The 12,345-nt window shown below is 44.5% G+C and carries 10 protein-coding genes; all 10 read left to right on the top strand.

From position 1 onward, the window contains the following. The first annotated feature begins 242 nt into the window (after positions 1-242). The 10 genes from P8596_RS17180 (at position 243) to P8596_RS17135 (ending at position 12,131) form a co-directional block, all read left to right on the top strand. Positions 243-719: a MaoC family dehydratase gene (locus P8596_RS17180; RefSeq protein ID WP_061811468.1), complete on the top strand. Its 477-nt coding sequence runs from the start codon at positions 243-245 to the stop codon at positions 717-719. Positions 720-929: 210 nt separating this feature from the next. Beyond that, on the top strand, positions 930-1,646 hold the full coding sequence (locus tag P8596_RS17175) for a response regulator transcription factor (protein ID WP_034756976.1): 717 nt from the start codon (positions 930-932) through the stop codon (positions 1,644-1,646). Then, a complete protein-coding gene (gene pnpS, locus P8596_RS17170) occupies positions 1,643-3,442 on the top strand; it encodes a two-component system histidine kinase PnpS (protein ID WP_279724421.1) in 1,800 nt (599 codons plus the stop codon). Before P8596_RS17175 ends, pnpS begins: the two co-directional genes overlap by 4 nt. A gap of 271 nt (positions 3,443-3,713) precedes the next feature. Next, positions 3,714-4,676, top strand: coding sequence for an FtsH protease activity modulator HflK (hflK, locus tag P8596_RS17165; RefSeq protein ID WP_224519365.1), 963 nt, complete (start codon positions 3,714-3,716; stop codon positions 4,674-4,676). Next, positions 4,669-5,604 carry a protease modulator HflC gene (hflC, locus tag P8596_RS17160; protein ID WP_061811472.1) on the top strand — a complete coding sequence of 312 codons (936 nt, stop codon included), beginning with the start codon at positions 4,669-4,671 and terminating at the stop codon, positions 5,602-5,604. Before hflK ends, hflC begins: the two co-directional genes overlap by 8 nt. A gap of 179 nt (positions 5,605-5,783) precedes the next feature. Next, complete coding sequence (gene polA, locus P8596_RS17155; protein ID WP_224519366.1) at positions 5,784-8,414, top strand: DNA polymerase I; 2,631 nt, start codon at positions 5,784-5,786, stop codon at positions 8,412-8,414. 24 nt (positions 8,415-8,438) lie between these two features. Beyond that, positions 8,439-9,263, top strand: coding sequence for a DNA-formamidopyrimidine glycosylase (gene mutM, locus P8596_RS17150; protein ID WP_224519367.1), 825 nt, complete (start codon positions 8,439-8,441; stop codon positions 9,261-9,263). A gap of 68 nt (positions 9,264-9,331) precedes the next feature. Further along, positions 9,332-9,964 carry a sporulation membrane protein YtaF gene (ytaF, locus tag P8596_RS17145; RefSeq protein ID WP_034756989.1) on the top strand — a complete coding sequence of 211 codons (633 nt, stop codon included), beginning with the start codon at positions 9,332-9,334 and terminating at the stop codon, positions 9,962-9,964. A 30-nt stretch (positions 9,965-9,994) separates the two neighbouring features. Continuing rightward, positions 9,995-10,600, top strand: coding sequence for a dephospho-CoA kinase (coaE, locus tag P8596_RS17140; protein ID WP_279724420.1), 606 nt, complete (start codon positions 9,995-9,997; stop codon positions 10,598-10,600). A gap of 502 nt (positions 10,601-11,102) precedes the next feature. Next, on the top strand, positions 11,103-12,131 hold the full coding sequence (locus tag P8596_RS17135; RefSeq protein WP_279724419.1) for a glyceraldehyde-3-phosphate dehydrogenase: 1,029 nt from the start codon (positions 11,103-11,105) through the stop codon (positions 12,129-12,131). Positions 12,132-12,345: the final 214 nt, after the last annotated feature.

The following is a 12,345-nucleotide window of genomic DNA, read 5'->3' as shown; positions in this document are numbered from 1 at the left end:
AAGCACGAGGAGGCTCAACTCACGCCCCGCGGAAAGCGAGCACCTGCAGCGGAAATCAACCAGCACTCTCTCATCTGTTTTTCGCCTTCAATCAACACCAATGAGAAGAGGAAATGATCAATCCACGCGTAAAAACTCTTTGTATGGTAACCCTAAAAATGATAAAATACTAATAGACAGACAATAAAAACAATTTTTATTATTTAAAATTGTAATCGTTTACATACTTGGAGGTGCTTCTTATGCTATTAGGGAAAAAGAGAAAACTGGGAAGAAAAATCGAAGAAATGACCGTAGGTGAAAAACTGACCCTCACAGAAAAAATTGAAGACAATGAACTTCTGCTATACCTTGGGCTCACAAATGATGCCAATCCATTATATATCCAGCACGATTATGCGTCACAGACACCTTTTAAAAAGCCGATCGTTCCATCAATCATGCTGACGGGGATCATCACGTCCGCTGTATCCAAATATCTGCCGGGACCGGGCTCCCATATCGTGGAGCAAAACATTGAATTTCCAAAGCCGGTCTATCATTATGCAACGGTTCAATTCCTCTTTGAAGTGACAGAAGTCAATCCACATAACCATCTGGTTACCATCCAGGTATCGGCTACGAACGAGGAAGATGAAAAGGTGATCAACGGAACCATCAAGGTGTGTCCGCCTCATCACCTGGAAAAAATGAATAGTCATGCATTGGAAAACTTCTAATGCCGGGAGGGAGCTATGTCATCATAGCTCTTTCTTTATGTATAAAAATGATAAAGAAAAAGCTTGAGGTGCATCCTATCATAAAGGGCAGTAAAAAACTAAAAAGGATTAAATGATGGTAAGCCCGGAGAATTATATTATAATGAAAGTACAATTACATAAACAGTTTGGATGTTGGGGTTAATTTTCTTTGGTATGGAGGCACAACACATGAGCAAAAAAATCTTGGTAGTCGATGATGAACAATCCATTGCAACACTCTTAAAGTACAATCTGGAGCAATCTGGTTATTCAGTGACAACAGCACATGACGGCGCGGAAGGAAGGGATCTTGCGATTGAACAGTCCCCGGACTTGATCGTCCTTGACCTGATGCTTCCGTCCATGGATGGAATCGAGGTATGTAAAGAATTGCGGCAGCGCAAGATCAATATCCCGATTCTGATGTTAACGGCGAAGGATGATGAATTCGATAAAGTCCTCGGTTTGGAGCTTGGCGCAGATGATTATATGACAAAACCGTTCAGCCCCCGTGAAGTGGTTGCGAGGGTGAAGGCGATCCTAAGGCGAAGCCAGGCCATTCGGGAAACGGAACCGGCTGCCGAAGAACCGACTGATTATAAGGAAGTCGGGGAACTAAAAGTATATCCTGAACAATATGAGGCGTATTTCCAAGGAGAATTACTTGAACTGACACCAAAGGAATTCGAGCTTTTATTATATTTGGTGGATAACAAAGGAAGGGTCCTTACGAGAGATCAACTGCTGAGTGCGGTATGGAACTACGACTTTGCCGGGGATACGAGAATTGTAGATGTGCATATCAGCCATCTACGGGAAAAAATCGAGTCCAATACGAAAAAACCAACCTATATCAAAACGATCCGTGGTCTCGGGTATAAATTGGAGGAGCCTAAAAATCGATGACCAAATTTAGAACAAAGCTCCTATTTGCTCTCATTACGTTGATCATCGCTGTCTTAATAGGGCTTGGTCTGCTTTTGGGCCAGATTTTCAAGAACTTCTATTTGGATACCTTTAACTCTAGGATTCAAAAGGAGACCAGGTTACTGGCAAGCTCCATTGAGGAGAACGGGGCACCAAAAGAAATCGATCCTGAAATGATCAAAGGGTTGAGCGACATATTGGATGTCCGGATCACAGTGCTCGATAAATCCGGGGATGTGGTCCACGATACGGATACGGCAGATTCACTGGTTGGTCCACAGCAGAAGAAAATCGTACAGGAAATCCAGAAAAATTGGGATGTGAAACAGAAGCATAAAAAACTCGTCACATCTGGAAATGAATATCGGTATTACTGGTATCCATTAAAAAATGCCAACGGTGAAAAGATGGGACTTCTCATTATGAGCGCAGAGGTGGATGCCCTGGAAAGAGGCACTCAGCAAATTTGGTTCGTACTGTCCATTTCCTTAGGCCTTGCCCTGGTACTCATCATCATTCTTGGCTCAAGGATTACGGTGAGGTATACAAAGCCCATTGAATCAGCGACCAATGTGGCCATGGAGCTTGCCAAGGGGAATTACCGTGCCAGGACTTACGAGGACCGGCTGGATGAAACGAGTATGCTCAGCACCTCCATCAATATTCTGGCGAGAAACCTTCAGGAAATGGTGAATTCCCAGGAAATGCAGCAAGACCGCTTAACGACATTGATTGAAAATATGGGGAGCGCTCTCCTATTGATCGATCACCGGGGGTTTGTCGTCTTAACGAACAGGACGTTCAGGGAATTCTTTAACCTGGAAGAGAGCCAACTGAAGAAAGTACGATACCATGAGGTGATTCACTATTCTGAAGTGAATAAGCTTGTGGAGGAAATCTTTATGACGGAGGAGCGATTGAGAAAGCAGATTCTCCTTCCGTACAAGCTTGATCGAAAGCACTATGAAGTGTACGGAGCCCCCATTATCGGAAACAATGACGTATGGAAAGGGATTGTCGTCGTATTCCATGACATCACCGAGCTTAAAAAGCTTGAACAGATGCGCAAAGATTTTGTGGCGAATGTTTCACACGAACTGAAGACGCCGATCACCTCGATCAAAGGATTCTCAGAAACGCTACTTGACGGGGCAATGGATGATCCTGAAACGCTGAAATCCTTCTTAGACATCATTCTAAAGGAAAGTGACCGGCTGCAGTCCCTCATTCAGGATCTGCTGGAGTTATCTAAAATTGAGAAGCAGGGTTTCCAGCTATTCGTCGAGGAAGTGGAAGTGGCAGGGCTGATAGAAGATGTAATCCCGATTTTAAAAGAAAAAGCAAAACCGAAGGACATTTCCCTTCAAGCCGATTTCGAATCAAGGGGAACGGCAGAAGTGGATTCCTACCGGTTAAAACAGGTGTTCATCAACCTGATCAGCAATGCGATCGCATACACTCCGAAAGGCGGAAATGTTTCGGTCACGGTGCAGGACGATCAGGATAAGGTGTATGTGAAAGTGAAGGATAACGGGATGGGAATCAGCCAGGAAGAGCTCCCCCGCATCTTTGAACGGTTTTACCGGGTGGATAAAGCAAGAAGCCGGAATTCAGGTGGAACCGGTTTGGGCTTGGCGATTGTCAAGCATATCATTGAAGCCCATGAAGGTGATATTGAAGTGGAAAGTGAACTTGAAAAAGGAACGACTTTCACTGTCACATTGAATAAACGTGCTTCATCCATCTCTCATGGTGGAAATCAAGGAAAACCTTAGTTGTATTTCACCTTATTTACATTGTTTTTACAATCGCTTTAAATTCAATTAACAATGGGGTGTTACGATACTAAGTGAAACCCCTTCATCCAAGGTGTTAAGAAAAGACGAGAACCAACCCCGTTCTCGTCTTTTCGCTTTTTATTTTTGATAACGCTTTCGCAACTCCTCTTGTCATCTTTCCTTAATATTATTGAAACCTTTTTGTCTTACGTCCGTATATCTTAGTAAGCAGAAAATAAGATATAGAGATGGAAAAGGGAGGGTGCATATGAGCTTGAAGCGTGTTTATACTCTGGCAGGAATGGTGCTCGCAGCCATAATTCTAATTGTTGTCCTACTGACATCCTGGTATACCGTCGACGAATCAGAACAGGCACTGGTGTTGACGTTCGGGGATGCAGGCGAACCGGTTGTGGAGCCTGGACTGCATTTCAAGATGCCGTGGCCGGTGCAGTCAGTGGAAGTGCTGTCGAAAGAAACCTTCAGTCTTCAATTTGGATATGAAGAAAAAGACGGGAAAATCAAGGACTTTCCTAAAGAAACAAAAATGATCACGGGGGATGAATACATTGTGCTTGCGGATCTTGTGGTTCAATGGAAAATCACCGATCCTGAGGCCTATTTATTCAACTCGGATAAACCGAAAGAAATCCTGTACGATGCGACTTCTTCTTCATTAAGAAGCATTATCGGAAGCTCATTGATTGACGATGCCTTAACATCTGGGAAAGCCGAAATCGAGGCAGATGTAAGGGATTTATTGACGGAGTTGATCGATGATTATGATATCGGGATCTCCATTCTTGCGGTGAAGCTGCAGGATGTTGAGCTGCCGAATGCAGAGGTCCGCTCGGCGTTTACGGCGGTCACGGATGCAAGGGAAACGATGAATACGAAAATCAATGAAGCCAAGAAATATCGAAACCAGCGGACCAACGAAGCCAAAGGGGAAAAGGATGCCATCATGTCCCGGGCCAAAGGGGATAAAATCGCACGTGTGGAGCAGGCGCGTGGAGATGTAGCGGTATTTGACAAGTTATACAATGAGTATAAATCGAATCCTGACATTACAAGAAAGCGTCTCGTGCTGGAAACGTTGGAAAATGTCCTGCCGGATGCAGAAATTTATATCATGAAGGATAGTGGAGAAACCCTGAAATACTTCCCTATCCGTCAAATGGAGAATCAGAATCCTCCGGTGAAGCAGGAAGGAAGTGATGAGAATGAGTGATCAAAACGTATTTGATATCAATACAAAGAAGAAAGAACCGATCGAGTGGAAGCGCTATACAAAATTAGGAATCTTTTTCGTGATCCTCATCGCTGTCATCCTTCTCCTCTTCACAAGTCTCTTTATTGTCAAAGAAGGAGAATACAAAGTCGTCCGTCAATTTGGGGAAGTGGTACGAATCGATAAGGAGCCTGGTATGAAATATAAGATTCCGTTCATCCAATCCGTCACTACCTTACCGAAGCACCAAATGACCTATGACGTGACAGAAGCAGAGATCAACACCAAAGATAAAAAGCGGATGCTCATCGACAATTATGCCGTGTGGCGCATTGAAGACCCCCTCAAAATGATCAAAAATGCCAGAACGGTGATCAATGCCGAGACCAAGATGGAAGAATTCATCTATTCCGTCGTCCGCTCAGAGCTCGGTCGATTGGAATATGATGAAATCATCAATGATGAGAAGTCTTCAAGGGGTAGCCTAAATGATAAAGTAACAGATAAGGTGAATGAGCTGTTGCAGCGGGATAACTATGGAATCGTCGTTCAGGATGTTCGCATGAAGCGCACCGACCTGCCTGAAGCGAATGAAAACTCCGTCTATACCCGAATGATCTCGGAACGGGACTCCAAAGCACAGGAATATCTGTCCATGGGGGATGCCGAGAAACAACGGGTGACGGCTGAAACCGATCGTGAAGTGAAAGAGCTCCTTGCAAAAGCAGGGGCAGATGCCAATGTGATCCGGGCCGAAGGGGAAGCCGAAGCCGCACAAATTTACAACAAATCCTTCTCGAAGGACCCGAGCTTCTATGACCTCTATAAAACGCTCGAAACGTATAAGAAGACCGTGGATGATAAAACCGTCATCATCTTACCGTCCGATTCGCCGTATGCGAGGCTGTTGATGGGGTATACGGAGTAATAGGAAGGGACTCTTTGAAAAATGGAATGATCCATTTTCGAAGAGTTTTTTCTTTTATAAGGAGGGGAATGTCAAGAATCACAGTCCCATTCCATAAATAAGGTCCCCGTTTTTCCTTTCATTCCCCAACATGATAGAATGAATATATAGAAACAGAAGCCTTTACAGGAGGTACTTATATGTCCAAAAAATTAGTCCTGATTGACGGTAACAGCATTGCTTACCGTGCATTCTTTGCCCTTCCACTATTGAATAACGACAAGGGTGTACATACAAACGCAGTTTACGGGTTTACCACCATGCTGCAGAAAATACTGGAAGATGAAAAGCCGTCTCATATCCTCGTGGCCTTTGATGCGGGGAAAACAACGTTCCGTCATAAGACATTCACGGAGTACAAGGGCGGCAGGCAGAAGACCCCGCCTGAATTGTCCGAGCAATTCCCATATATCCGGGAGCTGCTGGATGCTTACGGAATCAAACGGTATGAAAAAGAAAACTATGAAGCCGATGATATCATCGGGACCCTCTCCCTGCAGGCAGAGTCAGACGGGTTTGAAGTGAAAGTGTACTCAGGGGATAAGGATTTAACCCAGCTGAGCTCCAAAGATACGACGGTGTGCATCACAAGAAAAGGAATCACGGATATCGAGGTGTATACACCTCAGCACATCAAAGAAAAATGGGAGATCACCCCTGACCGGATCATTGATATGAAAGGGTTGATGGGGGATAGCTCTGATAATATCCCTGGTGTACCCGGTGTCGGTGAGAAAACGGCGATCAAGCTCCTGAAGGAATTCGATTCTCTTGAGAAGCTGCTGGAGTCCATCGATAAAGTGAGCGGAAAGAAACTGAAAGAGAAGCTTGAAGAAAATAAAGACCAGGCGATCATGAGTAAAGAACTGGCCACGATCCTCAGGGAAGCTCCCATAGAAGTCACGGTTGAGGAATTGAATTACGAGGGCTGGGATGAAGTGAAACTGAAGGAAGTGTACCGGGACCTTGGCTTCAACTCCCTTCTTGAGAAAATGGGTGAATCCGTTCAAGAAGAGCCCCAGGAGCTGGATGATATCTCCTTTGAAGTGGTGGAAACCATTACAGACGAACACTTGACAAGTGAGAGCTTCCTATACATCGAAATGCTTGAAGAGAATTATCATCTTGGTGAAGTGATCGGCATGAGCCTTCATAACGAAAATGGGACGATTTTCTTTACCCTTGAAACGGCACTGAATTCAGAAGCCTTTAAAAAATGGGCAGAAGACGGATCGAAGTCGAAGAACGTTTACAACTCGAAAGAGACCGTCGTTGCCCTGAAGCGACAAGGGATCGACATCAAAGGGATCGGGTTCGATCTGCTGCTTGCTTCTTACATCATCAATCCTTCTGAATCGAGTGAAGATTTCGCCTCAATCGCAAAAGGTCATGGTCAGCCATCCATCGAATCGGACGAAGCGGTGTATGGAAAAGGGGCCAAGCAGAAGGTCCCTGCCACTGAAGTATTATCCGAACATCTGGCCCGGAAGGCATTCATCCTTCAAGACTTGAAGGAAACATGCATAAAAGAGCTTGAAGAAAATGATCTTTATGAATTATACATGGAGCTGGAATTGCCTCTTGCCCTTATCCTGGCTGAGATGGAATTCACAGGTGTGAAAGTGGATCAGGATCGTTTGATGACCATGAAGGAAGAGCTTGCCCTCCGACTGGAAGAATTGGAAAAGAACATTCATGAACTGGCAGGGGAGAACTTCAATATCAATTCTCCTAAGCAGCTCGGTGTGATCCTTTTTGAAAAATTGGGGCTGCCGGTTGTGAAGAAAACAAAGACTGGTTACTCCACTTCCGCAGACGTATTGGAAAAACTGCAGTCTAAGCATGAAATCATTGATCATATCCTTCACTACCGTCAGTTAGGAAAGCTGCAATCCACCTATCTGGAAGGATTATTGAAGGTGGTTCATAAAGATTCCAGCAAGATCCATACACGGTTCAACCAGGCCCTCACTCAAACCGGCCGCCTGAGCTCAACGGATCCGAACCTTCAAAACATTCCGATCCGCTTGGAAGAAGGCAGGAAGATCCGTCAGGCGTTCATTCCTTCTGAAAAGGGATGGGTCATGTTCGCTGCCGATTATTCACAAATCGAACTGCGGGTGCTTGCCCATATAGCGGGGGATGAGAAATTGGTGGAAGCCTTCCGTAATGATATGGACATCCATACGAAAACGGCCATGGACGTGTTTGGAGTGGAGAAGGAAGAGGTCACATCCAATATGAGAAGGCATGCGAAAGCCGTTAACTTCGGAATCGTCTATGGAATCAGTGACTACGGACTGTCACAAAGTCTTGATATAACACGAAAAGAAGCAGGGGAGTTCATTAAGAAATATTTAGAAAGTTTCCCCGGCGTGAAAGAATATATGGATGATATCGTACAGGATGCGAAACAGAAGGGGTATGTGACGACCCTCATGAATCGACGCCGATACCTTCCTGAAATTACGAGTCGTAATTTCAATTTACGGAGCTTTGCTGAACGTACAGCGATGAATACACCGATCCAGGGAAGTGCAGCAGATATCATCAAGAAAGCCATGATTGATATGGCGGCCCGTTTGAAGGAAGAGAAACTTCAAACACGGATGCTTTTACAGGTGCATGATGAATTGATCTTCGAAGCCCCTGAGGATGAAATCGAAACATTGAAGAAAATAGTTCCTGAAGTGATGGAAAACGCAATGGAGCTCGAGGTTCCATTAAAGGTTGATTACTCGTACGGACAAACATGGTACGACGCGAAGTAGTTTTATTGAGAAGGAGGTGGCACTATGCCCGAGCTGCCTGAAGTAGAAACGGTCAGAAGGACATTGGAGCTCCTTGTATCAGGGAAGAAAATAAAGGATGTCAGTGTCTTTTGGCCAAAAATGATCAAGAACCCACCTGAAACGGATGAATTCATCCATAGCTTGAGAGGTCAGGAAATTCATGAAATGAGAAGAAGAGGGAAGTTCTTGATCTTCTCTTGTGACGATGTTGCCCTCGTTTCTCATTTAAGAATGGAAGGAAAGTATAATCTGGCTGATCATGAGGATCCCATTGAAAAACACACTCATGTCATCTTCCACTTTACGGATGGAACGGAACTCAGATACCGTGATGTCCGGAAGTTTGGGACGATGCATCTCTTTAAAAAGGGGGAAGAACTCCTTCACCTACCCCTCCTCCAGTTGGGGCCGGAGCCGTTTCTGGCGGAGTTTACCCCAGACTATCTGGCTGAAAAGCTAGGCAGGACGGAAAGAATCGTGAAGGCCACCTTATTGGATCAAACGGTGTTGGTGGGCCTTGGAAACATCTATGTGGATGAAGCCCTTTTCCGTGCAGGCATTCATCCCGACCGGAAATCAAAGTCCCTGTCACGGGAAGAAATTGAACGGCTCCATCGAGAAATCATCCACACGTTGACAGAAGCAGTGGAAATGGGTGGAAGCACGATCCGGTCTTACGTGAATTCCCAGGGACAGATGGGGATGTTTCAACAAAACCTTTATGTTTACAGCAGAAAAGAAGAGCCGTGCCGGAACTGCGGTACAGCGATCGAGAAGAAAGTTTCGGCTGGGCGGGGGACCCATTACTGCCCCAGCTGCCAGCAGTAAAAAGAACGTTTAACATTTGATAAGCCCTTACCATATAGTATTGTAATGATTTTCGGGAGGGCTATTAGATGAGTGAAACAATCTCCTTATTACTGCTGGCGTTCGCTGTAAGTCTCGATAGTTTTAGCACCGGTTTAACTTATGGATTGCGAAAAGTGAAAATCCCTACAAAATCAATCAGCATCATATCGATCTGTTCAGCGAGCTCTTTATTGCTGGCGATGTTACTCGGTCAAACCATCGGGTCCATCATCACCCCGGTCTGGGCGGGAAGAATCGGCGGAATGATTCTTGTCGTGATCGGCGCTGCTGTTCTCTACCAGTTCTTCAGACCGGAAAAAGAGACGGTACTGTCACATGAAAAAACATTGATCAATTTTGAAATTAAATCCATAGGTTTAGTGATTCAAATATTAAGAAGACCGCTCACGGCGGACTTTGATAAATCAGGTACGATTACCGGAATCGAGGCATTCATGCTTGGGATCGCCTTGTCACTGGATGCCTTCGGTGCCGGGATCGGTGCCGCGTTATTACATTTCTCGCCACTACTACTAACCCTGGCGATTTTTGCGATGAGCTTCGCGTTCTTATTTTCAGGATTGAAGATGGGGGAATTCTTCTCTCACCTGCGCTGGATTCACCGCGTTTCATTCCTTCCGGGCGTTCTGCTCATCCTGATCGGGATCCTGAGGTTCTAGTGACCGGCGAGTATTGGAAAGGACACGATCATGGCACGTATTATAGGATTAACAGGTGGAATTGCAAGTGGTAAAAGTACAATCTCCACCATGTTACAAGAAAAAGGATATACCATAATCGACGCAGACCTCGCAGCCCGTATGGTGGTCGAGGTGGGGCAGCCTGCCTATCTGGCGATTGTCGAAGAATTTGGTGAAGGCATCCTTCACGAAACCGATTCGACCATCAACCGTGAAAAACTCGGTGGAATCATTTTTAACTCTGAAGAAAAAAGAAAAATGCTGAACAGCATCGTGCACCCTGCCGTCAGAAGCATGATGCTCCAGCATAAAGACGAAGCCATCGCGTCCGGCAAGAACACCATATTCATGGATATCCCCTTGCTATTCGAAAGCGACCTCACGTGGATGGTCGAACGCACCCTCGTCATTTACGTAAACGAAGAAACACAACTTTCACGCTTAATGGAACGCAATCACTTAAACCGTCAAGACGCACAAGCACGGATCGCATCCCAATTCCCACTCAAGGACAAAGTCAACCTTGCCGACGCAGTCATCGACAACAACGGAACCCTGAGTGAAACAAAACAGCAGCTTGAAGTTCTATTAACAGAATGGGACTTACAACCATAACATCACAAATCACCGACAAGAAACCCTTGTCGGTTTTTTTATAGGGTAATAAATGTATTAATGATTATTAAATCTTTTTTCTATGATTCAATACCTAAAAAGAAATTAACTGTTGTTTTTGATAGAAATAAAGAGTGGATTGGAGCGGAAGGCACTTCACTCCTGCGGGAAATGAGGAAAAGTCGAGACCCCGCAGGGCAAAGCCCGAGGAGGCTCGACTTCCTCCCCGCGGAAAGGAAGTGCCTGGAGCGAAAAGGAACGGTCTCCAATTCACACCCTATCCCATCTATAATTAAAATTCATGACATGAAATGTTAGGGATGGTTACAAATCAAGTATGATTCCAAACCACAAAAATATACATACAATAAGCCTATTTGTCAGAATAATAAAACATTAAAAAATCCGCAAAATACTTATTAACTAATTCTCCAAATATGTTATACTATTTTTAGTAAATAAACATATAAGTATAACATTAATATAGAGGGGAGCCGGATTTATGAAGGCGAAAATTGCAATCAATGGTTTTGGACGTATTGGAAGAATGGTTTTCAGAAAAGCAATATTAGAGGAAAACTTAGAGGTTGTAGCCATTAACGCAAGCTACCCGGCTGAAACGTTAGCTCATTTAATAAAGTATGACACAAATCATGGTACATTCAAGGCAGATGTAGTGGTGGAAGATCATGCACTCATCGTCAACGGAAAACGTGTTTTACTATTAAGCAATCGTGATCCTAAAGCATTACCATGGAATGAACTGAACATCGATATCGTCATCGAAGCGACGGGAAAATTTAATTCAAAAGACAAAGCGAGCCTTCACTTGGAAGCAGGAGCGAAAAAAGTCATCCTGACGGCCCCGGGTAAAAATGAAGACGTTACCATTGTGATGGGTGTAAATGAAAGCGCATTAAATATAGAAGAACACAGCGTCATCTCCAATGCTTCCTGCACGACGAACTGTCTGGCTCCTGTAGCGAAAGTGCTGGATGAGCAGTTTGGAATTGAAAACGGTCTCATGACGACGGTGCATGCTTACACGAATGATCAAAAGAATATTGATAATCCACATAAAGATCTTAGAAGAGCAAGAGCATGCGGCCAATCGATCATCCCGACGACAACGGGTGCTGCGAAAGCATTATCACTAGTGCTTCCTCAACTAAACGGGAAGCTTCATGGCATGGCGCTGCGAGTTCCGACTCCGAACGTTTCATTAGTGGACCTGGTCGTGGATGTAAAAAGGGACGTAACCGTTGATGAAATCAACGAAGCATTCGTCACGGCATCCCTTGGTTCCCTGCACGGTGTACTGGAATATACAACAGAACCACTCGTCTCAATCGATTTTAATACAAACCCACATTCCGCCATCATCGACGGCTTGTCCACAATGGTCATGGGCAGTCGTAAAGTAAAAGTCCTTGCCTGGTACGACAACGAATGGGGCTACTCATGCCGCGTCGTCGACCTGGCCAAATTTGTCGCCACCAAAATGAACGCCAAACAAGAAGTCAACGTTTGAAAGAACCAACATAAATCATAAAGCAAAACCCTAGAACGTACCTTTTTCAGGTGCGTTCTTTTCTTTTATTAATTTATTACTCTTTTTATAAATGGGTAAACGAAAGTTCTCTAAAAGTGTATGAATTTAGTTGCTACCATGAAAAGTCTTTTTAGACAAATTGTTCTTTCAAAAAACTATGTGTTTACGCGTTTAACTAATGTAGTACCACAGA

Origin of the sequence: Rossellomorea sp. DA94 (assembly GCF_029834455.1) — a bacterium.
GTDB classification, from domain to species: domain Bacteria; phylum Bacillota; class Bacilli; order Bacillales; family Bacillaceae_B; genus Rossellomorea; species Rossellomorea vietnamensis.
This window is presented reverse-complemented; position numbering and strand designations above follow the sequence as displayed.